At 72.6% G+C, this 22,701-nt stretch carries 16 protein-coding genes, 2 tRNA genes, 1 pseudogene and 1 riboswitch; of the genes and pseudogenes, 12 read left to right on the top strand and 7 right to left on the bottom strand.

The features are described 5' to 3' along the window. The 4 genes and pseudogenes from ACWDZ7_RS32960 to ACWDZ7_RS32945 all read left to right on the top strand — a co-directional run. Positions 1-220 (top strand): annotated as a pseudogene (locus ACWDZ7_RS32960) (DEAD/DEAH box helicase); the annotation flags it as partial. Positions 221-351: 131 nt separating this feature from the next. Continuing rightward, positions 352-3,561 carry an FG-GAP repeat domain-containing protein gene (locus tag ACWDZ7_RS32955; RefSeq protein ID WP_451802105.1) on the top strand — a complete coding sequence of 1,070 codons (3,210 nt, stop codon included), beginning with the start codon at positions 352-354 and terminating at the stop codon, positions 3,559-3,561. Between the two features lie 171 nt (positions 3,562-3,732). Continuing rightward, on the top strand, positions 3,733-5,304 hold the full coding sequence (locus tag ACWDZ7_RS32950) for an amino acid permease (RefSeq protein WP_451802103.1): 1,572 nt from the start codon (positions 3,733-3,735) through the stop codon (positions 5,302-5,304). 146 nt (positions 5,305-5,450) lie between these two features. After that, positions 5,451-5,523 (top strand) — tRNA-Lys (locus ACWDZ7_RS32945). A gap of 35 nt (positions 5,524-5,558) precedes the next feature. Here ACWDZ7_RS32945 and ACWDZ7_RS32940 read toward each other — a convergent pair. Continuing rightward, complete coding sequence (locus ACWDZ7_RS32940; RefSeq protein ID WP_451802102.1) at positions 5,559-6,701, bottom strand: sensor histidine kinase; 1,143 nt, start codon at positions 6,699-6,701, stop codon at positions 5,559-5,561. Between the two features lie 70 nt (positions 6,702-6,771). Beyond that, the gene (locus tag ACWDZ7_RS32935; RefSeq protein WP_451802101.1) at positions 6,772-7,539 is read right to left on the bottom strand and encodes a response regulator transcription factor; all 768 of its coding nucleotides are present in this window, start codon (positions 7,537-7,539) and stop codon (positions 6,772-6,774) included. Positions 7,540-7,662: 123 nt separating this feature from the next. On the opposite strand from ACWDZ7_RS32935, the gene ACWDZ7_RS32930 reads away from it, so the two are divergent. Next, the gene (locus ACWDZ7_RS32930) at positions 7,663-7,965 is read left to right on the top strand and encodes a hypothetical protein (protein WP_451802100.1); all 303 of its coding nucleotides are present in this window, start codon (positions 7,663-7,665) and stop codon (positions 7,963-7,965) included. 44 nt (positions 7,966-8,009) lie between these two features. Continuing rightward, complete coding sequence (locus ACWDZ7_RS32925) at positions 8,010-8,567, top strand: DM13 domain-containing protein (RefSeq protein ID WP_451802195.1); 558 nt, start codon at positions 8,010-8,012, stop codon at positions 8,565-8,567. Positions 8,568-8,608: 41 nt separating this feature from the next. Here ACWDZ7_RS32925 and ACWDZ7_RS32920 read toward each other — a convergent pair whose 3' ends face one another. Continuing rightward, complete coding sequence (locus tag ACWDZ7_RS32920) at positions 8,609-8,806, bottom strand: hypothetical protein (protein ID WP_451802099.1); 198 nt, start codon at positions 8,804-8,806, stop codon at positions 8,609-8,611. Between the two features lie 422 nt (positions 8,807-9,228). On the opposite strand from ACWDZ7_RS32920, the gene ACWDZ7_RS32915 reads away from it, so the two are divergent. The 5 genes from ACWDZ7_RS32915 (at position 9,229) to ACWDZ7_RS32895 (ending at position 14,188) form a co-directional block, all read left to right on the top strand. Continuing rightward, positions 9,229-10,116 carry a glycosyltransferase family 2 protein gene (locus ACWDZ7_RS32915; RefSeq protein WP_451802097.1) on the top strand — a complete coding sequence of 296 codons (888 nt, stop codon included), beginning with the start codon at positions 9,229-9,231 and terminating at the stop codon, positions 10,114-10,116. A gap of 70 nt (positions 10,117-10,186) precedes the next feature. Beyond that, positions 10,187-10,260, top strand: a tRNA-Met gene (locus tag ACWDZ7_RS32910). A 172-nt stretch (positions 10,261-10,432) separates the two neighbouring features. Continuing rightward, positions 10,433-11,620 carry a PP2C family protein-serine/threonine phosphatase gene (locus tag ACWDZ7_RS32905; protein WP_451802096.1) on the top strand — a complete coding sequence of 396 codons (1,188 nt, stop codon included), beginning with the start codon at positions 10,433-10,435 and terminating at the stop codon, positions 11,618-11,620. A gap of 242 nt (positions 11,621-11,862) precedes the next feature. After that, positions 11,863-12,010, top strand: a riboswitch (cyclic di-AMP (ydaO/yuaA leader). 11 nt (positions 12,011-12,021) lie between these two features. Next, positions 12,022-13,122 carry a M23 family metallopeptidase gene (locus ACWDZ7_RS32900; RefSeq protein ID WP_451802094.1) on the top strand — a complete coding sequence of 367 codons (1,101 nt, stop codon included), beginning with the start codon at positions 12,022-12,024 and terminating at the stop codon, positions 13,120-13,122. Between the two features lie 121 nt (positions 13,123-13,243). Further along, positions 13,244-14,188 (top strand): aldo/keto reductase, encoded by a 945-nt coding sequence (locus ACWDZ7_RS32895; protein ID WP_451802092.1) that lies wholly within the window; start codon positions 13,244-13,246, stop codon positions 14,186-14,188. A gap of 14 nt (positions 14,189-14,202) precedes the next feature. Here the strand turns inward: ACWDZ7_RS32895 and ACWDZ7_RS32890 are convergent, their stop codons facing one another. The 4 genes from ACWDZ7_RS32890 to ACWDZ7_RS32875 form a co-directional block, all read right to left on the bottom strand. Continuing rightward, positions 14,203-15,588 (bottom strand): PrsW family intramembrane metalloprotease, encoded by a 1,386-nt coding sequence (locus ACWDZ7_RS32890; protein WP_451802090.1) that lies wholly within the window; start codon positions 15,586-15,588, stop codon positions 14,203-14,205. Between the two features lie 43 nt (positions 15,589-15,631). Then, the gene (gene trmB / locus ACWDZ7_RS32885; protein ID WP_451802088.1) at positions 15,632-16,483 is read right to left on the bottom strand and encodes a tRNA (guanosine(46)-N7)-methyltransferase TrmB; all 852 of its coding nucleotides are present in this window, start codon (positions 16,481-16,483) and stop codon (positions 15,632-15,634) included. Positions 16,484-16,735: 252 nt separating this feature from the next. Continuing rightward, positions 16,736-17,926 (bottom strand): L-2-hydroxyglutarate oxidase, encoded by a 1,191-nt coding sequence (gene lhgO, locus ACWDZ7_RS32880; protein ID WP_451802194.1) that lies wholly within the window; start codon positions 17,924-17,926, stop codon positions 16,736-16,738. 240 nt (positions 17,927-18,166) lie between these two features. Next, positions 18,167-19,615, bottom strand: a complete 1,449-nt coding sequence (locus ACWDZ7_RS32875) for an MFS transporter (protein ID WP_451516271.1) — start codon at positions 19,613-19,615, stop codon at positions 18,167-18,169. An 804-nt stretch (positions 19,616-20,419) separates the two neighbouring features. On the opposite strand from ACWDZ7_RS32875, the gene ACWDZ7_RS32870 reads away from it, so the two are divergent. Continuing rightward, the gene (locus ACWDZ7_RS32870; RefSeq protein WP_451802086.1) at positions 20,420-22,504 is read left to right on the top strand and encodes an asparagine synthase-related protein; all 2,085 of its coding nucleotides are present in this window, start codon (positions 20,420-20,422) and stop codon (positions 22,502-22,504) included. Positions 22,505-22,701 lie beyond the last annotated feature (197 nt).

The raw sequence follows: 22,701 nt of genomic DNA, 5'->3' as shown, positions 1-22,701 counted from the left end.
CGGTGGCTCCGGCTTCCGCCGCGACGACCGCCCCGCCGGCGGCCACCGCGGCAGCGACCGTCCGTTCAACCGTGACCGCCGCGACGACCGCCCCGCCGGCGGCGCCCGCTCCGGCGGCCACGACCGCCCGACGTTCAACCGCCGCGACGACCGCTCGGGCACCGGCACGGGCTCCTTCGGCCGCCGCGAGGACAAGCCGCGCTGGAAGCGCAACAGCTGACGGCGCTGAGCCGCACTGAGCGGCACTGACAGACAGTGGCCCCCACCCGGATTCGGGTGGGGGCCACTGCTGTGTGCGGCGGTACGATCAGGCAACTCTGGGGAGGGACTTCTGTGGGCTCTGTGGGCTCTGTGGCTCGTCATGCCTTCGTACATCACCGCCGAGCGAGACGCCTCGGCATCGCCGTGGCCGTCTCCGCCGCCGTCGCGACGGGGCTCGTACCGCTTCAGTCGTCGGCCTCCGCCGCGCCGATGGCGTCAGAGGCGGTGGCGTCCGAGGCGGTGGTGCCGGCGGCCGAGCGCAACAGCGACCTCGCTGTCTCCCTGTTCGCTCCGGAGCAGCTGACGGGCGCGGACGGGGCGGGCGCCAAGGGCGTCTTCCACCGCTTGGAGGGCTTCAAGGGCCTCGTCTGGACGCGTTACGCGGACGGGGAGACGTTCCCCGTGCCCGAAGCCGTGGGGGCGATCATGGCGCGACCAACGGGAAGCGACGTCCTCGCCAGGCGGTCCGACGACGGCACGGCGGTCGAGCTGTGGGACGCCGTGGACCGGACGTCCCGCACGCTGCGCATTCCCGAGGGCCAGATCCATGCGGTGACGTACGGCTCCACGGTCGTCACCCACACGAAGACGACCGCCGAGGACGGAACCGACGGGACCGACGGGGCCGACGGAACCGACGCCCACACCCTGCACCTGCTCACCCTCGACGCGGACGGTGCGACGCGTGACGTGACGGTGCGCGGTCTGCCCGCGGGCAGCCAGGCCGGCGCGCCGCTGGGCGCAGACGGCTCGTCCCTGTTCTTCCTCGGCGAGGCGGACGGGACCAGCCGGGTCTTCGAGGCCGACATGCGGACCGGACAGGTCAAGGGCCGGTCCGGTGCACTGCCGACCGGTCACACGTTCGCATCCCTGTCGCCCGACCACATCGCGGTGTACGGCGGGGCCGGGACCGACGTTCTCGTCCTCGACCGCTCCGACCTGTCGGCCGCCCCCGTGACCGTCAGCCTGGAAAGCGGCGCGTCGCAGCCGCGCAACGCGCTCGCGGTGGTCGGTGACTGGCTGGTGTACCGACCCCGTACCGGCAGTGCGGCGGGTTCGGTGAAGGCCGCGCCGATCGCCGGCGGTGATCCGGTCACGCTGGTCGGGAAGATGGACCGCCCCGGCATCTCCGCGGGGCCCGGCGGCACGGCCGTCGTCATCGGCCCGTCCGGCGGGCAGCAGGCCGTCCAGCGCATCGCCGCCGACGGCACGGGACGGCCGGTCGCCACCGTCGTCAAGCCGCTGCCCCGGCCGAAGTCCGCGGTCCGCGGCGTGGCGCTCGCCCAGGGCAGGCTGCTGGTCACCGACACCTCAAGCGGCCGCCGCGACGACTACGTACGTACGGTCGACAGCGCGCCCTCGGCCGGCGGCGCCCCGGCCTTCGGTGAGCGCTCCTCGTTCACGCCGGGTACGAATGTGCTGATCGGCAGCGACTGCCCGGCGAAGGACGTGGCCTGCTCGCGGATCCACGGCACCACCGACGGCCGGATCGCATGGCTGGAGCACGGGCAGGACGGGGACCTGATCCAGGTGGACGGGCCGGGCTCGACCGATCACTTCGACAAGAGCGTCCCGGCGGGCGGGGCCATCACCGACCTCTCCGGCCAGTACGTGATCCACACGGTGGGCGGCAGGCAGGACGTCTACCGGCTCGACAACTACGCGCGCCCTGTGCTGACCCGCGACGCGGGGCCCGCGGCCCTCTGGGGCGACGTGCTGTGGACGCCGGGCACCGTGCGGGGCACGGTCACCGGGTACGACCTGACGGCGAAGAAGACGGTGCACGAGGTGTCCACCGGCGCCGGCTGCGACCCCACGGAACTGCAGGCGCTGGGACGGTGGCTGTACTGGAGCTGCGGCGCGGAAGGGCCCGCGGGCGTGTATGACCGTACGGACAAGAAGACGGTCTCCGTCCCCCGGGGCGAGGCGCTGCTCGGCGACGGCTACGTGGTCACGCACGACAAGTCGGCGGGGAAGCTCGAACTGACCACGGTGTCGGGCGGCACGGCCGCCACCCGGCACATCGGTGACCTGCCCGACACGGGCGTCTCGCAGCGCCATGTGCGGTGGACCGTCGACAAGTCGGGCACCACCGTCGCCTACGTCGACGCGCAGGAACGCGTACACCTCGTGGCGTCCGGCGAGCCGGCGCAGCCGCTGGCACAGCTGGCCCCCGCCGAGAACGCCGCCTCGGTCCGCGCGACCACCCGGGACGCCGTGCCGGGCACCCTCACACGGCTGCTCCTGTCCAAGCCCGCGGCGGGCTGGAAGCTGACCGTCCGCGCCCGGACCACCGGCCAGGTCGTGGACACGGCCGAGGGCGGCGCCGTGCGGGGCGACCTGACCGTGGGCTGGCACGGCGCCGCCCGGGAGGCAGCGGGCGACACGTTCTTCCCCAACGGCGCCTACGACTGGACGCTGTCCGTGCGGCCCCTGGACGGAGCGGGCGCGCCGTTGGAGACGCGGGGCGCGGTCATGCTGCGCGGCGGCGACTCCGTGCGCCACGACCACGTGGGCGCCGACGCCGAACCGGACGGGGTGGGTGACCTGCTCACCCTCAACTCCTCGGGCGGCATGACCTTCCAGCAGGGCGACGGGAAGGGCGGGTTCTCGGGAAAGTCGTCGGCGAGCGGCTGGTCCACCAAGGCGCTCGCGGTGCCCTTCGGGGACATGGACGGGGACAGGGACGGGGACAGGGGCAAGGACCGCTGCAACGACGTCCTGGTCCGGATGGCCGACGGCGCCCTGCGCGGATACCGGCCCGAGTGCGGGCAGCCGCTGACCCCGTCGGCCCCGTACAAGAAGCTGGGCACCGGCTGGAACGCGTACGACGTCCTCACCTCACCCGGCGACCTGACCCGCGACGGCCGTGCCGACCTCGTCGCGCGCAAGGCGTCGACCGGCGACGTGTACCTCTTCGCGGCCAAGAGCGACGGTTCGCTCGCGGCGGGGAAGAAGATCGGGTCCGCCTGGAAGTCGTACACGAAGGTCGTCGGGGCCGGTGACCTCGACGGCGACGGGATCGGGGACGTCCTCGCCCGGCACAAGGACGGAACGCTGTACCGGTACGCGGGCAAGGGCGACGGCACGGTGAAGGGCCGGGCCAAGGTCTTCACGGACTGGGGCGCCTCGTACAACGCCGTCGTCGGGGTCGGTGACATCACCGGTGACGGCAGGGCGGACCTGGTCGTGCGCGACACCTCGGGGAACCTCTACCGCAACGACGGCAAGGGGGACGGCTCGTTCACCGGGCGGACGAAGATCGCTGGTGGCTGGGGCGCCTACAAGGTCCTTTCCTGAGGTCCTTCTCCGCCGACAGATCCGCCCCGACAGATCCGCCCCGACAGATCTGCCCCGACAGATCCGCCCCCGACAGATCCGCCCCCGACAGGTGCGCTGAGGGGGCACTGAGGCCATTTTTTGGCCAGGCATGGCGCATGTCGTGCCCCCGGCGAGGGAATCGCTGGGGGCATGACAAGTGAATCCGGGGAGCGGAAGCAGGCACCACCGGCCACACCCACCACACCCACCGCCGGCTCCGACGAGGAACGCCTCGCCCAGCTCGGCTACACGCAGGTGCTCGCGCGCCGCATGTCGGCGTTCTCGAACTACGCCGTCTCGTTCACGATCATCTCGGTCCTGTCCGGGTGTCTCACCATGTACCTGTTCGGGATGAACACCGGTGGGCCCGCCCTGATCACCTGGGGGTGGGTCGGGGTCGGCCTGATGACGCTGTTCGTCGGGCTGGCCATGGCGGAGATCTGCTCCGCGTACCCGACCTCCGCCGGGCTCTACTTCTGGGCGCACCGCCTCGCGCCCCGCCGGACGGCGGCGGCCTGGGCGTGGTTCACGGGGTGGTTCAACGTCCTCGGGCAGGTCGCCGTGACCGCGGGGATCGACTTCGGCGCGGCGTCCTTCCTGGGCGCGTACCTGAACCTCCAGTTCGACTTCACCGTCACCGAGGAACGCACGATCCTGCTCTTCGCCGCGATCCTCGCCCTGCACGGGCTGCTCAACACCTTCGGCGTGCGCGTCGTCGGGCTGCTCAACAGCATCAGCGTCTGGTGGCACGTGGTGGGCGTCGCCGTCATCGTCGGCGCGCTCACCTTCTCGCCGGACTCGCACCAGTCGCCGTCCTTCGTCTTCACGCACTTCGTGAACAACACGGGGTGGGGCAGCGGGCTGTACGTCGCCCTCATCGGGCTGCTGATGGCCCAGTACACCTTCACCGGGTACGACGCCTCCGCACACATGACTGAGGAGACCCGCGACGCCGCGACGGCCGGCCCGAAGGGCATCGTCCGCTCCATCTGGACGTCCTGGATCGCCGGCTTCGTCCTGCTCCTCGGCTTCACCTTCGCCATCCAGTCGTACGAGGGTGCTCGCGGGTCGGCCACGGGGGCGCCGCCCGCGCAGATCCTGCTCGACGCGCTGGGGGCGAGCGCGGGCAAGCTGCTCCTGCTCGTCGTCATCGGCGCGCAGCTCTTCTGCGGCATGGCGTCCGTGACCGCCAACTCCCGCATGATCTACGCCTTCTCACGGGACGGGGCGCTGCCCTTCTCGCACATCTGGCACTCGGTCAACCCTCGTACGCGTACGCCCGTCGCGGCCGTCTGGCTCGCGGCGCTCGGCGCGCTGGCGCTCGGGCTGCCGTATCTGATCAACGTCACGGCGTACGCGGCGGTGACGTCCATCGCCGTCATCGGGCTCTACATCGCGTACGTCATCCCGACACTGCTGCGGCTGCGGCGCGGCGACGCCTTCGAGCGGGGCCCCTGGCACCTGGGCCGCTGGTCCCGGCCGGTCGGTGTCGTGGCGGTGGGGTGGGTCGGTGTGATCACCGTCCTGTTCATGCTGCCGCAGGTCTCCCCGGTCACCTGGGAGACCTTCAACTACGCGCCGATCGCGGTACTTGTCGTCCTCGGCTCCGCGGCGACCTGGTGGCTGGTGTCGGCCCGGCACTGGTTCCTCAACCCGGAACACGAGCGCACGCTGGCGCGCGAGGCGGCGCGGGCGGGGCTGCCGGAACCCCAGGATCCGTAGGCGGGTCGTGCCCCGGCCCCTGCCTGGCCCCTGCCCAGGCCGTAGCCTGGTCCAAGGTCCGGTTCGTTGGCGCGTACCGGCTCTCGACGGCGATACCCGATCGGACAGCGGGGCGTGTCCCGCTATGCTCGGGGGTGCACCGACGAGGACCGTTAGCTCAATTGGCAGAGCAGTGGACTTTTAATCCATTGGTTGTGGGTTCGAGTCCCACACGGTCTACCGAGAGCGGGAGAGGGGAAACCCCCTCTGACCTGCTACGCAGCGTCCGAGCCCGCTTCGGTGGGCTCGGACGCCGTTTCGGGCAGGGTGACTTCGAAGCAGCAGCCGCCCGCCACATTGCGTACGGCCGTCCGTCCCTGGTGGGCCTCGACGATGCCGCGCACGATGGCCAGGCCGAGGCCCGCTCCGGCCGGGGGCGTGCGGGCGTGGGTGCCCCGCCAGCCGGTGTCGAAGACTCGGGACAGGTCCTGTTCCGGGATGCCGCCGCAGCCGTCGGTGACGGACAGGACGACACCCTCCTTCGAGCGCCGCGCGGCCACCGCGACGGTGCCGTCGGCCGGGGTGCGGCGGATCGCGTTGACCAGGAGGTTGCCCAGGACGCGGCTCATCTCCTTGCTGTCGACCTCGACGGGTACGGCGTCGACGCGGCCGCCGACGAGGCGTACGCCGTGTTCGCGGGCCAGCGGGTCCGCTCCGGCGAGGGCGTCGCCGACCAGGTCGTAGGCGGAGATCCGGGCGGGGCTCAGGGTGAGGGCGCCGGCGTGGATGCGGGAGAGTTCGAAGAGGTCGCCGACCATGGAGTTGAGGCGCTCCACCTCCGTGCGGATCTGGCGCAGATAGCGGTCCGGGTCGGCCGCGACGCCGTCCTCCAGGGCCTCGGACATGGCACGCAGGCCGGCGAGGGGCGTGCGCAGGTCATGGGAGATCCAGGCGACGAGTTCACGCCGGGACGCCTCCAGGGCGCGTTCGCGCTCCCGGGACTCGGCGAGCTTGGCACTGGTGGCCTCCAACTGGCGGGTCAGGGCGGCCAGTTCCGCGGTCGTGGGCCGCGCGGGCGCCGCGAAGCTGCCGCCGTCACCGAAGGAGCGGGCCGCCTCGGTCAGGGCCTCGCTGCGGGCGACCACCCAGCGGCCGAGCAGCAGCGCGGTGGCGAGCGAGACGACCGCGGCCATCGCCACGACGATCGCGACGACGTTCAGGTCGTGCCGGGACAGGAACATCTCCCAGGCCACGAGGAGCGTCCCGGCCAGCATCGCGAGCACGGCGACCGCGGCGACCACGGTCAGCGACCAGGTGAGCGAGCGGTGCCGCAGCAGGCGCAGTGCGAGGGCGCCGAGGAGCCCGGCCGATGCCGCGCCGGCGAAGGCGATCAGGGCGATGAGGAGAATGTCCAGCACGGGGGATCAGCCTTCGGCTCTCATGGCTTGTCGGCTCTCATGGCTGCCGGGTTTCATGGCTTGCCGGGTCTCATGGGTTGTCCGGTCTCATGGGTTGTCCGGACCGGCTCGCGGACGCGTCATCCGTTGCGTCGAGGCGGTAGCCCACGCCCCACACCGTCTGGATCAGCTGCGGCCTGGCCGGGTCGTCCTCCACCTTGCCGCGCAGTCGGCGGATGTGAACCGTGACGGTCGACAGGTCGCCGAACTCCCAGCCCCACACCTCACGTATCAGTTCCTCTCGGCTGAACGCCTGGCCCGGGTGGCGCAGGAAGAAAGTGAGCAGGTCGAACTCTCGGATCGTCAGGGCCAGTTCGGCGCCGCCCTTCGTCGCGCGGCGGGCCACCGGGTCCACCGAGAGACCGGCCGCCCGCAGCGGTGTGCCGGGATCGGAAGCCCGGCCGGCGTGGCTGCGGCGCAGAACCGACTCGACGCGCAGGACGAGCTCGCGGGGGCTGAACGGCTTGGTGACGTAGTCGTCGGCGCCTATCTCCAGGCCCAGGATGCGGTCGTCCTCGTCGCCGAGGGCCGTGAGCATGACGACCGGCACCGGGCCCTTGGCGCGCAGCCTGCGGCAGACCTCCAGGCCGTCCATGCCGGGCAGCATCAGGTCCAGGACGACGAGGTCGGGCCAGTGCCGCGTGGCGTACTCCAGCGCCGCGGGGCCGTCATCGGCGCGGTCGACGGCGTACCCGGCGCGGGACAGGTATCCCGTGACCACCTCGGCCACGGTCGGGTCGTCGTCCACGACGAGCACACGGAGCCCGGCACCCGGAGCGTCCTGCGGCGATGTCTGCATACGCCCAGCCTCGCACCGGCCGGCGGGGTCAGGATCACCCGGAGCCCGGCCGACGCTCGACGTCCCTGTTTCGTAAGATTCTGAAGTCCTATATGTGCCAATTGTGTTCGTAGGGTGAGTGACGTGACCAACGCTCTCTCACCACCACCACCACCAGCAGCGACAGCGACAGCGGCAGCGGCAGTAGCGGCGACAGCCGAGCCACGGAAGAGCAAGTCCGCCATCCGGGTCGGGGACGAAGTCCTCCACTACCGAGAAGGTGACAACGCGGGAATCGTCGTCGCCGTACGGCGACCGTGGTGGGCCTTCTTCGGGCGCGTCCACTGGGTCCAGTGGCGCGATGGCGTTCTTCCCGTCCCGATGCACAACGGGCTGCGGCCGGCGGCCGAGGTCCGGCAGGTCGAAGGCGGGGAGGAGACGGCGTGAGCGCGAGTGGCCGGAATCCGGGGGGCACCCCGAAGCGCCGTCTGATGGGCAGGCCGCTGATCCTGGGCGCGCTGATCGTCGCTGTCGTCGTGGTGGTGGGGGCGGGGCTGTACTGGTTCCAGCCCTGGAAGGCGTGGCAGGACGAGACCGTACGGGAAGAGCTGCCTGTCGCCGACGGCACACGAGCAGCCGAATCGGCCTCCCCCGGCGCCTCCGGGCCCACGGCCGCGCCCTCGCCCCCGCAGGAGCCGCGCACGCTGGCGACCGGCAAGCTGATCAGCCATGAGCATCGCACCGCCGGCACGGTCAAGGTGCTGCGTCTGCCCGACGGCTCACACACTCTGCGGCTGGAGGACCTGGACACCAGCAACGGCCCCGACCTTCACGTCTGGATCACCGACGCCCCGGTCGTGGAGGGCAAGGCGGGCTGGAGTGTCTTCGACGACGGCGCGTACGACAGCCTCGGCAAGCTCAAGGGCAACAAGGGCGACCAGAACTACGCCCTGCCCGACGGCCTCGACCTGAACCGATTCACCAGCGTGAGCATCTGGTGCGACCGCTTCAACGTCTCCTTCGGCGCCGCGGAACTCCGACGCGTATGACCTCGTTCGAGCGCCCGCGTCACGGCGGTCCTCTCCGGCGCCTACACCGGCGCGATGCCCGACTCCGCCCCCGCCGAGGCCGGCCACTCCGTCTCGGACGTGCTCGCCCTGGCCGCCTTCTCCGGTGACACCGGGCTCGCCACGGCGGCGCGGGAGGCCTTCACCGAGGCGATGTCCACCAGCTTCTGGGCCGGCGCCGCGGGCGTCCTGGCCGCGGCCGTACTCGCCGTCGTCCTCATCAGGGACGGCAAGACGCCCGCAGCTGAGGAGCCGGCGGAGGCCGAGGCACCCCCCCAGACCGGTGACCCTGACCACGGCGGCGTAAGCGCCCCGGCCGGCCGGCCGGCCCGCACGCCACGACGACACCCCGCCCCACCCGGCTTCGGCCCGGCGGGGCTCCGTCATGACGTTGGCCGGTCGGCTCCCGCGTGCGGCGGCCTGCGTGTGGGCTGGCCCCGCCCCCACACACCGCCACCCCCAAGCCGACCAGCCCGCCCCCACACACCGCCACCCGCACGCAAACTGCCCCCCTTCCGCGTGCAGCCGCCCGCGGCCGAGCTGGTTCACTTTCGCGTACGGCTGTTGCCGCGCACGCGGGGCCGGTCCATTTCCGTACGCAATGCCTGCCTGCCCTGCAATCCCCGACCATGGGAGTCCTTCCGTGTCTCAGCCGCCACGTCTCGGTGTCGTCGTCATCACGATGGGCAACCGGCCCAGAGAGCTGGACGCGCTGCTCGCGTCCGTGGCCGGGCAGGACGTGTCGGCGGACCGGATCGTGCTCGTCGGCAACGGCTCACCGCTGCCGGAACTCCCCGCGCTGCCGGGCAAGGTGACGGCCATCGAGCTCGACGAGAACCTCGGCTGCCCCGGCGGCCGCAACGTGGCGATCGAGCGCCTCATGGACCTCGGCGACGTGGACGTCGTCATCGAACTGGACGACGACGGACTCCTCGTGGACCACGACGTCTTCCGCAAGGTGCGGGATCTCTTCACCGACGACCCGCGCCTCGGCATCGTCGGCTTCCGCATCGCCGACGAGCACGGCGAGACCCAGCGCCGCCACATCCCCCGGCTGCGCGCCACCGACCCGATGCGGCGCGGCCCGGTCACCGCCTTCCTCGGTGGCGGGCACGCCTTCTCCACCGAAATGCTGGGGCAGACCGGTACCTGGCCCGCTCAGTTCTTCTTCGGGCACGAGGAGACCGACCTGGCCTGGCGGGCCGTGGACGCCGGCTGGAAGATCCTCTACGAGCCCGCGCTGCTCCTCCAGCACCCCAAGACCTCCCCGGCCCGGCACGCCGTCTACTACCGCAACACCGCCCGCAACCGCGTCTGGCTGGTCCGCCGTCGCCTCCCGCTCCCGCTCATCCCCGTCCACCTCGGCATCTGGACCCTCCTCACCCTCGCCCGCACCCGCTCCCTGCCGGGCCTGCGCGCCTGGGCGGGCGGCTTCGCGGAAGGGATGCGGACCTCCTGCGGCGAGCGCCGGCCCATGCGCTGGCGCACCGTGTGGCGGCTGACGCGGCTGGGGCGCCCGCCGGTGATCTGAGCCGCGTACGCCGTCGGCCCGGTACTGGTTCGCTTCACCCCTCCGGATGGCGTAGAGTTGGGTTTACCGACGCGGGGTGGAGCAGCTCGGTAGCTCGCTGGGCTCATAACCCAGAGGTCGCAGGTTCAAATCCTGTCCCCGCTACTGAAGGCCGAGGGCCGGAAGCGTTCATCGCTTCCGGCCCTCGGTGTTTCCCGCCCTCCCCGCCCCCGGTCCGCTCACCCCTCTCCCCGCACCCCTGCCGTCCCGTAACCCGCTCGGCCCGCACCAGGTCGCACCCGCCCCCCGCTGCGGGAAGCCTGGGTGCAGCGCGGTGATGGGTCGCGGACTCGGCGGGAGACAAGCGGTGGGGCAGCGTGGAGGAACCGGCGGCAGCGGAACCGGCGGCGGCGGAACCACCGCGCACGAGCGGGCCTTCGTCCGGGCCCTGCCCGTCCTGCTCCTGGTCGTCGGGGTCGGGTACGACGCCGCGACCCCGGCCGAGTTCACCGCCGCCCCGCTCTTCGCGGCCGCCCCACTGATCGCCGCCCCCTTCTACTCGCTGCTCAACACCGCCCTGACGGGCGCCGCGGCCTCCGTCGCCGTACTCGTGCTGCACTACGGCAACGCCGTCACCAGCCCTGTCGAGGCCATCACCGAACTCTTCACCGTGGTGACCGTCGCCGTCCTCGCGACCGTCATCAACCGCGTCGTCTGCCGCGGCAACGACCGGCTCGCCACCGCCCGCTCCATCGCCGAGGCCACCCAGCGCGCCGTGCTGCCGCAGCCGGACCCCCGGATCGGCGGGCTCGACATCGCGGCGCGGTACGAGGCGGCGCAGGCCGACGCGTTCATCGGCGGCGATCTGTACGCCGTACAGGACACCCCGCACGGTGTGCGGCTCATCGTCGGCGACGTACGCGGGAAGGGCATGGGCGCGGTGGCCGCCGTCGCCGTCGTCATCGGCGCCTTCCGGGAGGCCGCCGAGCAGGAGGCGACCCTGGAGGCGGTGGCGCAGCGCCTGGAGCGGGCGCTGGCGCGCGAGGGCACCCGGCGTGACGGGCTCGACGCCTTCGAGGGGTTCACCACGGCCGTCCTCGCGGAGATCCGGCACGGCGAGGGCGTCGTACGGCTGGTCAACCGTGGACATCCGGCGCCGCTGCTGCTGCGCGGCGACGGGCGGCTGTGCGTGCTCTCCGCGAGCGACCCCGCGCTGCCGCTCGGCATGGGTGACCTGGGGGTCTGGCCGGACCGGGCGGACGAGTCGGACTTCCCGCCCGGCGCGATGCTGCTCTTCTATACGGACGGCCTCTCGGAGGCACGGGACGCGGCGGGGGAGTTCTACGATCCCGCGACCCGGCTCGGCGGGCGGATCTTCCCCGGCCGCGAGGGACCGCACGCGCTGCTCGCCACGCTCACGCAGGAGGTCCGGCGGCACACGGGCGGCGCGGCGACGGACGACATGGCGCTGCTCGCGGTGCGGCGGCCGGCGGGCGGGGACGCGATGGTCACCGTGCGTGACTGAAGTGCAACAGAGGTCCTCGGCGGAGAGTAGGCGGGGGGCAGGCGGGGAGCGGGCGGGGAGCTGACGGAGAGTCGGCGGCGCGCTGACGGGAGGTCAACTCGCCCCGATTCAGACGCCCGTGTCCCATTAAGTACGGACGGGGAGCGTTAACGATCAACTGGAACGGCTTGGAATACGGCACCCCCTTCTATTAACGTTCGATAACGCAGCGCGGTCGTCCCAGCCGTCACTAGAGACGGCTCCGCGCGCACACGCCTAATCCCGCAAGGGAGCCGGGGAACCACCAACTTGGGGTGAATCGGGCATCTGAGCATCCGTGCCAGATGTTCGTAGGAGACCTTCCTACTCCGAACCCGTCAGCTAACCCGGTAGGCGAGAAGGAAGGAAAGGAGTGCGCCCCAGTGGCGTCCAACCGGCCTGCCCCCCAAGCGGTGTACGTACCGAACGACGACGAATTCGGTGGGTACGACGAGGAGACCTGGGAGGAATGGAATCCCACTGAGGACTCCGTCCGTCCCGTCCGCGGCAGGCACCGTGTGCACAAGAAGGGCGGCGGCGGGCTCGCCCGCAGCTCCACCGTCCTTGGCGTCGGCGTCATCGCCGCCGTCGGCGCGGGCGGCATCGCCACCGCGCAGGACGGCAAGCCGCCCGTCTCCATCTCGATGCCCGACCTGGGCGCCGTCACGGACTCGCTGCCCGAGGCCGGGTCCCTTCCCGGCGTGGGCTCCCTGATATCCGACGGCGACGCGCCGGACTCCGCGGACCCCACGGGCTCCGAGGCCGTCGTCGCCGCCGCGCCGCTCACCGCCGCCGGTGTCAGCACCGCCGACGCCGAGCAGGGCACCACCGACGCGGGCGAGGCACTGCGCGCCCGCATCATGCAGCAGGCGGAGAACCAGCAGGACCAGGCGGACGCCGCCGTGCGCACCGCGGCCGAGCAGACCGCCGTGAAGCGGGCCGCCGAAGAGGCCGCCGCCCAGCAGAAGCAGGCCGAGCAGAAGGCCGACGCCGAGACGGCCGCCAAGGCCGCCGCCAAGAAGAAGAAGGAGGAGGAGGCCCGCGAGGCCAAGGCCCTGGCCGAGCGCCGCGCCAAGCTCGCGAAGAGCTATGCGATCCCCACCTCCTCGTACACCCTGACCTCGCACTTCGGTGACTCCGGGTCCATGTGGTCCTCCGGGCAGCACACCGGTCTGGACTTCGCCGCTCCGACGGGTACCCCGCTCAAGGCCGTGCACACCGGCACTGTCAAGGAGGCCGGCTGGGCGGGCGCGTACGGCTACCGCACCGTCCTGGAGCTGTCGGACGGCACCGAGATCTGGTACTGCCACCAGTCCTCGCTCAACGTCAGCGCCGGGCAGAAGGTCAGCACGGGCGACGTCATCGGCCGCGTCGGCGCGACCGGCAACGTCACCGGGCCGCACCTCCACCTGGAGGTCCACACGCCGGGCGGCGCCACCGTCGACCCGCTGGGCTGGCTGCGGAGCAAGGGCCTCAATCCCTGAGCGGTCCGCCGGGGCGGGCGTGACTCCGGGGCGGGCGTGACCTGACGTTCCCTCGCGTTACTCGACCTTCCTTTGAGGGAGTTCCCGGAATTCGGTTTCCGGAAGGGACGTTGAGGAACGTATGACTCCTCTTCGTTCCCTCGGCTCATCCGACCTCGAAGTCTTCCCTCTCTCCCTCGGCGGCAACGTCTTCGGCTGGACCGCCGACCGCACCGCGTCCTTCGCCGTCCTCGACGCCTACACCGAAGCGGGCGGGAACTTCATCGACACCGCCGACGCCTACTCGGCCTGGGTGGAGGGCAACAAGGGCGGCGAGTCCGAGACCCTCATCGGCGAGTGGCTGGCCGAGCGCGGCAACCGCTCGGACGTGGTCGTCGCGACGAAGGCCGGCTCCCACCCCGAGTACAAGGGCCTGGCCGCGAGCACCATCAAGGGCGCCGCCGACGCGTCCCTGCGCCGCCTCGGCACCGACTACATCGACCTCTACTACACCCACTTCGACGACCCGTCCGTCCCGGTGGAGGAGATCATCGGGGCGCTCGACGAACTGGTGCGGGCCGGCAAGGTGCGTGCGATCGCCGCCTCCAACATCACCCCCGAGCGGCTCCAGGAGTCCCTCGACTTCTCCGACCGCGAGGGCCTCGCGCGCTACGTTGCACTGCAGCCGCACTACAACCTCGTCTCCCGCGACACCTACGAGGGCCCGCTCCAGGAGGTCGCCTCCCGCTCCGGCCTCGCGGCCGTCCCCTACTACGCGCTCGCGTCCGGCTTCCTCACCGGCAAGTACCGCGCGGGCGCGCGCGTCGAGAGCGCGCGCAGCGGACGCGTCGAGGCGTACGTGGGGAGCGAGCGGGGCGACCGTGTGCTCGCCGCGCTCGACGGGATCGCGGCGGCGCGTGGCGTCCAGGTCGCGACCGTGGCGCTCGCCTGGCTGGCGGCACAGCCCACCGTCGCGGCGCCGATCGCCTCCGCGCGCACGGTCGAGCAGCTGCCGGCGCTGCTGGCCGTCGCGGACGTGGAGCTGACCGGGACGGAGCTGGCGGCGCTCACCTCGGCTTCGGCCTAGGACGGGCAGGGCTTTCAGGAGCGGTACGGGTTGTACGTCGGGGCCGGGGCGGCCGGGGCCGGAGCCGGGTAGGGGTAAGGCTGAGGCTGGCTGTAGGGGATGGCTGCGTACGGGGTCTGCGGATGGCCGTACCCGGTGTACGCGTACGCGTACGGCATGGGAGGCAGCGGCATGACCGGGGCCGTCGCGCGGGCCGCGTACGCCAGGGCGGGGCGGGCCGGTTCGCGGCGCTCCCAGAGCTTTTCGAGCAGCTCACGCTCGCGTACGACGAAGTCGGCGCCCGCCCGGCCCCGGCGCCCCCGGTGGCGCAGGAACGCCAGTGACGTCGCGTACATCTCGTACTCCATGACCGTGCGGGCCGCGGCCTTCCCCCAGGTGTACGAGGCGTAGTCGCGGGCCAGCGCGCGGGCGCGCATCGAGCCGAGCGCGTACGGCTCGGGCGGGGTGAGCCAGCCCGCCGCCGCGTACAGGGGCAGCTCGGCGCGGATCGTGCGCAGTTCGCGCTGCCGCGTCCAGATGGCCAGCCAGGTCAGCAGGCCGAAGGAGGGCAGCATGAAGAGCGCGTACACGGTGAAGAACCCGTACTGACCGAAGACCGCGGAGCCGTTCCACAGCGCGTGCATGCCCATCGCGAGCAGCAGCCCGGCGAGCGGGAGCAGCACGCGGCGCAGGTGCTGGCGCTCGGCGGAGAACGCGGCGAGGCCGAAGCCGATGCCGGTCAGGACCGTGAAGAGCGGGTGCGCGAACGGCGACATGACCACGCGTACGAAGAACGTCGCTGCCGTCACGGAGGCGAGGCCGCTCTCGCGGCTGAGCTGGTCGGTGACGAAGGCGTTGCCGAGGTAGAGGATGTTCTCGGTGAACGCGAAGCCGGTCGCGGTCACCCCGGCGATCACCACGCCGTCGACGACGCCGGTGAAGTCGCGTCTGCGGAAGAGGAAGACCAGCAGGATGGCCGCGGCTTTCGCGGACTCCTCGACGATCGGGGCGATGACCGTGGCGCCGAGGGTGTCGGCGCTGTGCGGGTCGGCGGTGGCGGTGGCTATCCAGCGGATCGCGAAGCTGTTCGCGACGATCGCGATGAGCGCGGCCGCGCAGGCGCCCCAGGAGAAGGAGAAGAGGAGGTTCCGCCAGGGCCCCGGCGCGACCCGGTCCAGCCAGCGGAACGCGGCGACGAGCAGCGGCACAGGAACCGTCGCCAGGCCGAGCCCGACGAGGAAGCCCTCGGTGCCGGTCTGCTCCCTCACCAGGGCGAGGATCACCAGGCCCGAGAGGGCGAGCAGCGTGACGAGCCCGGCCGCGCGTATCGCGCGCCGCTGCCACCAGCGGGCTCGGCGGAGCTCCCCCGGGGCGGGCGCCTCAGGAGGTACCGGATACGGATACGGAGGACTGGTGGCCACGTCGTTGACCCTAACGAGGGATGAGGGCGGCCGCGACGGTGCCTCAGTCCCCGGGTGCCGACTCGTCCCGTACAACCCGACGGAACAGCAGGTCGCGCACGACGTGGCCCTTGGCAAGGCCCTGGCCCTCGAAGCGGGTCCGGGGGCGGAACGCCGGGCGCGGCGCGTATCCGCCGTCGGCCTGGGTGTTCTCGAAGTCGGGGTGCGCGGTGAGCACCTCCAGCATCTGCTCGGCGTACGGCTCCCAGTCCGTCGCGCAGTGCAGGAGCGCGCCCGGCTTCAGCGAGGGGGCGGTCAGCGTCAGGAACTCGGGCTGGATCAGGCGGCGCTTGTGGTGGCGGGGCTTGGGCCAGGGGTCGGGGAAGTAGACGCGGAGCCCGTCGAGGGACTCGGGCGGCAGCATCTCGCGGAGCAGGATGATCGCGTCGCCGTTGGCCACGCGTACGTTCGACAGGCCGGCGCGCTCGGCGAGGCCGAGGAGGTTGCCCTGGCCGGGAGTGTGCACGTCGACGGCGAGGATGCCGGTGGCCGGGTCGTCGGCGGCCATCCGCGCGGTAGCCTCGCCCATGCCGAAGCCGATCTCCAGGACGACGGGAAGATCGGGGCGTGGCCCCTTCTCGTCCGCGAACAGCTCGGCGAGGTCCAGCGTCCGCAGCCCGTCGATGTCCAGCCCCCACTTGGGCCAGAGCCGCCGCAGCGCATCACCCTGGCCGGCGGTCACCCGGCTCCGCCGCGGCTGAAAGCTACGGATCCGCCGCTCGTGGTGCGACCCGGCGGGGTCGGGGGAGGGCCCACCGGGAAAGCGGGGTCCGACTTGCGGCCGCCCTGGCCGAGCCGGGTCGGCACCGGCTTCGGGAGCTTCGGGGGCTTCGGGGGTATGGGGTGACTCAGACACAGTGCGGCAATTTTACGCGGTGGCCGGGGGCGGGGCCGTACCCCGCCAGGAGCACAGGGAACTCCGCACAGGGAGTGGCGCACGCCGTGAGGGGGGCCTGGGGGGCGTGCCCCGTAAGGGGCGCGGGGAACTGCGCGCTCAGCCATGTGCGGCCCGCAGGGCACCCGCACCGGAAGAGGCCGACCGCACCGGCACGCGGCGAGCCGCGATGAGCCGCCCCGGCCCGCGGGGAGGACCAGCGTGCCGGAAGGATCAGCCAGGCCCCCGCAGCGCGTCCAGCGCCCGGCGAGCGACCTCCCGCCCGATCGGCAGGGACGCGGTCGCCGCAGGCGAGGGCGCGTTCAGGACGTGGACCGTGCGGGCACCCTCCCGTATCAGGAAGTCGTCGACCAGCGTGCCGTCCCGCAGCACCGCCTGGGCGCGAACCCCCGCCGGGGCCGGCACCAGGTCGTCCGGCCCGATCCCGGGCAGCAGCCTGCGCACCGCTTCGGTGAACGCGGACTTGGAGGCGGAGCGGCGCAGCTCACCCGCCCCGTAACGCCAGTGGCGGCGGGCTATGCGCCACGATCCCGGCCAGCCGAGGGTGCCGGCGAGCTCGCGGGGACGGACGACCGACCAGGCGTAGCCCTCGCGGGCCAGGGCGGGGACCGCGTTGGGCCCCACGTGGACGCCGCCGTCGATGCCCCGGGTGAGGTGGACGCCGAGGAAGGGGAAAGCCGGGTCGGGCACGGGATAGACGAGGCCGCGGACCAGCTCGGGGCGGGCCAGCTCGAAGTACTCACCGCGGAACGGGACGATCCGCATACCCGGGTCGTCGCCCGTGAGCCGCGCGATCTCGTCGCAGTGCAGTCCCGCGCAGTTCACCAGGACCTTGCCGCGCACGACGGCGCCGTCGGCGGTGCGGACGGCGACGCCCCGGTCGGGGCGGCGGTCCACACGGATGACGTGCCCGCCCGCGCCGTAGCGGATCTCGGCACCCGACGCGTGGGCCAGGTGCCGCGCCACCGCGCCGTAGTCGCAGACGCCGGTCGTTCCGACGTGGATGGCGGCGAGGCCGCGGACCTCCGGCTCGTACTCGGTGATCTGGGCGGGGCCGAGCTCGCGCACCGGAATGCCGTTCTCCCTGCCGCGCTGGACAAGACCGTGCAGGCGGGGCAGCTCGGCGCGCTCCGTGGCGACGATCAGCTTGCCGGTGACCTCGTGCGGAATGCCGTACTCCGCACAGAACTTGATCATCTCGGCGGCGCCGCGGACCGCGTATCTCGCCTTCAGCGAGCCGGGACGGTAGTAGATCCCGCTGTGGATCACGCCGCTGTTCCGGCCCGTCTGGTGCCGGGCGGGCCCCGGCTCCTTCTCCAGGACGGTGACGCTGGTGCCGGGGACGGCGCGGGTGAGGGCGTAAGCGGTCGCGAGCCCGACGATTCCGCCGCCGATCACCAGCACGTCACAGTCGTACGACCCACCACTGCCGTACGACCCACCACCGTCGTACGGCCCACCGCCGTCATACGGTCCGCCGCCGTCATACGCGACCTTCTCCACCGCGCCTCACCTCCCACCCCAAATACTGCCCTGCGCCACTGACAACGCCCTCAAACCTGCGAGGCCGATCCTTCGGACCGTTCGGCACGGATCAACGCGGGGCAGACAGGCGGGTGGGTGGGAGACAAAGGCCCGCCCGCGCTACGCGGGAGCCATGAGCAGAGGCCGAGCCCGCTCCCGCAACTCCACCACCCGAGGCTCGTCCCCGTACGGCTCGAGCCGGTGCAGAAGATCCCGCACGTACTCCGTGGTCCTCGCGGAGGAGATGCGCCCGGCGACCTCCAGTGCCCGCGTCCCCTGCTCGCACGCCGCGTCGAGATTCCCCGACTCCAGCTCGGCGACCGCCGAGACGACGAGGCGCAGGCCGTGCGAGCGTACGAACTCCTCGGTGGGCCGGGACAGCGCCTGTTCCGTGAAGCGCCGGACCTGCCGGGGCGCCTTGAGGTCGCGGTAGCACTCGGCGGCGTCGGCGGCGAAGCGGTCGTAGGAGTAGAAGCCGAGCCAGGTGGGGTCGTTGTCGCCGTCGCGGGCGCGCTCCAGCCACCCCTCGGCGGCCCGCAGCGCCGCCCCCGCGGCCTGCGCGTCATGGGCACGCGCGTGTGCCCGCGCCTCGACGAGGCGGAAGAAGCTCATGGTGCGCGCGGTGGCCAGGCCCCTGTTCCGCTCCAGGGCGGCCTGCGCGAGGTCGACCCCCTCGTCCCCAAAGCCGCGGTAGGTCGCCTGGAGGGACATGGAAGCGAGGACGTACCCCCCTAAGGGGACGTCGGCCGCCGCACGGGCGAGCCGCAGCGCCTGGATGTAGTACCGCTGGGCGGCTTCCTGCTGGCCGGTGTCGAAGGCCATCCATCCGGCGAGGCGGGTGAGTTCGGCGGAGGCTCCGAAGAGGGCGCGTCCCACTTCGTCGGAGTAGGAACCGAGCAGCAGCGGCGCCGCTTCGACCCGCAGGCACTCCGGGACCATCGAGGAGCGCCAGTCGCCGCCTCCGTACTTGGAGTCCCAGCGCCGCGCGTCCTCCGCGGCCTCCCGCAGTTTCAGTACGTCGCTGTGGCCGACCTTCATCGGCGCGCCGCCGTCGTCGGGCTGTGCCACGTCGCGTGGCACATCGCGGGAGGCGTCGCGCGCGACGGAGCTGTCGGCCGGGGTTATCAGCCAGCGCGAGGCCGGCGTCGCGTAGGCGCTGACCGCGAAGGAGCCGGCGAGGGACTGCCAGATGCCGCCGCTGCCCGCGCGCCGGCCCGCCAGGTCGAGGCGGTACAGCTCGGTGGCCGACTTCACGGCGGCCCCCACGTCGCGGGGGAAGGCGAGGCCGACTTCGGGCGCCGGGTCGGCGTCGGCGAGGCCGATCTCGTGCAGTGGCACAGGGCGGCCGAGTTTCTGGCCGATGGCCGCCGCGATCAAGTGGGGGGCGGCGCCCTGCGGCACCATGCCCTTGGACACCCAGCGGGCCACGGATGTCTTGTCGTATCGAAGCGTCAACCCGCGTTGTGCGCCGAGGTCGTTGACCCGGCGTGCGAGTCCCGCGTTGCTGATTCCCGCGAGGGCGAGAACGGTGCCGAGCTTTTCGTTCGGCCCGCGTTGCTCCCTGGACATGCGCCACCCCTCGACACAGACGGCTGCCGGGCAGTGGTTGGACCGCGCGGCATTCGTGCTGCGTTCCCCGGGAGCAGGGGTACCCGCCGCCACGCGCCGAGGCGTGGGCCCCGGACACCGTGGCCGGAATCCCGGCCGCAAGAGCGTTTGGCCGATCCTCCAGGTATATGCCTCCGCGAAAACATCAGCACACACAGCGTAGTTCGCCGCATCCCAAGCGTTAAGAGGCGCAGTTCCGTATGGCGAGATTGTTGTCCGTACGGAAGTACGGCGCACTCGTGGCGTGCTCCCGGTGTGTGGCCGTGCGCCCGTGTGTGCGCTCTTCTCCGGCCATGGCGGGAGCGCTTCCATTGAACGTGCGTGGGTCGGCCCGCTGCGCTGGAGTCAGTGGGCTGGGGGACACCGCCGCCTCCATCCCCGCGGGCGGCGGACCGGTCCGGGAGGCGGCACCGCCTCCCGGACCGTGCGGTGCCTTCGAGCGGTTCCGTTCTGGGCTCATCCCAGGCCGATTTGGCCGAAAACCACCCACAAGACTGAACGGGCATTTCGCTCATTCAGGCACCCGCGCGTGGGTCGGCACGAAGCGTGGGCAAGGACCTGGGCGAAGCACGCACAAGGAGAGGGGCATCTTCCGCCCTTCAACCACTCTTCCCCCGGGGCGCATTCACCACCGCGCAAGCGGCCCCGCGGCCCCTCCCGTGCGCCTCCTTCGTGGCAGCATGGGACCCCAGTCCTTCGGTGCACCGGTCGGCCGTGCCTCGCGGCGCCTCGCCGACGGTCCGTCCACAGCCTGTGGAGGCAGCGATGCGGTGGTTGGTGGGGTGGAGCAGTACCGCCGCGAGGCCCTCGGCGGTGGGCTCGGCCGGGACCACCGGTGACGACGGCGAATCCGTGCACCCCGTGGGCTCGCAACTCCTGTGGGGCGACCCGGATCCGCTCTGGGCGGTCGGCGACTGGCGCGCCGACGAGGTGCGGACCGTGAAGGTCGACGAGCAGACCCGCGTCGCGGTCCTCGGCACGTGCGGGGCCTCCGACGAGGAGCTGCGAGTCGGCCTCTTCGCCGCGCGCGGCGGCGCCCTGCGTCATCTGACCGCCTGGTCCGGCAGTTACACGGCGGTCGTCCAGGTCGGCCGCCGCGTCATGATCGCCGGTGACCTCGCGGGCGCGCGCCCCGTCTTCTACACCCCCTGGGCGGGCGGTACGGCCTACGCCACCGCCGCGCTTCCGCTGGCCGACCTCGTCGAGGCCCACCTGGACATCGGCCACCTCGCGGCGCTGCTGGCGGCCCCCGACGTCCCCGAGGCGCTGCACGACTCGACGCCCTACCAGGGCGTGCGGCGTGTGCCCCCGGGGCATGCGCTGATCCTGCGCGCGGGCGCACGGGAGGTCGCCGGGTACGAACCCGTGGCCTCGCTCGCCGTCGCGGCCCCCGCCGCCGACGCCGACAGCGCGGTGGACGGCGTCCGTGACGCCCTCGTCGAGGCGGTACGTGCCCGCCTCACCGCCCCTCGCCATGTGCCCGGCACCGACGTCGACCCCGGCCCGGTGCCCGGCATGGGGCCCGCCGAGCGGCGTGCGGCGCGCGGCATGCCGGTGCCCGGCATCGGAGCGGACCTCTCCGGAGGGCCCGCCTCGGGAACCCTCGCTCTCCTTGCGGCCGGTCTGCCCGGCATGCCCGGCACAGTCCTCGGCCACGGCACGGGCGCGGGGGAGCGGCTCCTCGCCGTCACCTTCAACGACCTCGCCGTCAATGGCCGCGAGGCGGAACTGGAGCGGGCCGGTGCCATCGCCGCCAACCCGCGCCTGCACCACGTGGTCGTCGCCGCGGGCGAGGACGCCCTGCCCTACGCCGATCTGGAAGGGCCCCTGACGGACGAGCCGAGCAGCGCCCTGGTGACCGCCCAGCGCCACCGCGCCCGGCTCTCCTCGGGCAGCGCCGACCACTTCACGGGCCACGGCGCGCGGCAGGTCCTGGACGCCCATCCGGCCCGGCTCGCCGATCTCCTGATGGACCGCAAGCGCCGCCACCTGGTGCGTCCGGTGGCCGCGCTGGCGAAGGCCGACGGTTCGGTGATGGTTCCCGCGCGCGTGTACGGCGCGGCACGCAAGCTGGCCCGCATGCCGCACCGCGCGGGCGTCGAAACGCTCGCCGACCGGCTGATGCACCGCCGCTTCGATGAACCGGGCGGAGCCGTGGCGGCGTCCCTCGCCGCCCTCGCCTGGGCGAGACCCGGCCCCGCCGCGCGCTGGCTGACCGGTGAGGCCCTCGCTGAAGTATCGGTTCGTCTGAACGACACGACGATGCGCCCGGGCGGGCCCGGCCAGCGCCCCGGCGAGTTCCGCGCGCGGGCGGCCCTGGCCCGGCACGCCGCGGATCTCCGCATCCTCGAACAGGCCGCCGAGGTCCGCTTCCAGCGCCTGCACGCGCCCTTCCTGGACAACCAGGTCGTACGCGCGTGCCGGGCGCTCCCCGAGGCCCTGCGCGTCCAGCCGGGGGCGCGGGCCGCGATCTTGCGCACGGTCCTGGAAGGCGCCGGGGTCGCCGATCTGCCGCCCGGCTGGGGCGCCCCGTCCCACGCCTCGAACGCGGCCGCCGCCCGCACCGGTCTGCGCGTGGCGGTCGACGACCTGATCGCCCTCTTCGACACCCCGCTGCTCGCCCAGGCGGGCCTGGTCGAGGCCCGCGTCGTCCGCAAGGCGCTGCGCGAGGCAGCCGAGGGAGCACCGCTCCCCCTGGACGGCCTGGCCGACCTGGTCTCCACGGAACTCTGGCTGCGCCGCCTGCTGTCGCGAAGAGGAACGTGCTGGACGGGCACTCCAGCACGCCAACGAGCCGTCCCTACGGGGAGCGTGGTTCCGCAGAGGGGCGCGCTAGGAGCGGGGCGTTAGGGCGCCCCGGCCGATCAATCCGTCCGGGCCGGCCAAGCCGACCTCACTGGCCGAGCCGCCTCCGCCGGCCAAGCCGACCTCACTGGCCGAGCCGCCTCCGCCGGCCAAGCCCTCCGTGCCAGTCAAGCGGCCCCGCCAAGCCGCCCCCACGGGCTGAGCCGTCCCCGCCAGGCAAGAGCCCGCCAGCCAAGGGCCCC

The organism is Streptomyces sp. NPDC003032 (assembly GCF_053591415.1).
This window is presented reverse-complemented; position numbering and strand designations above follow the sequence as displayed.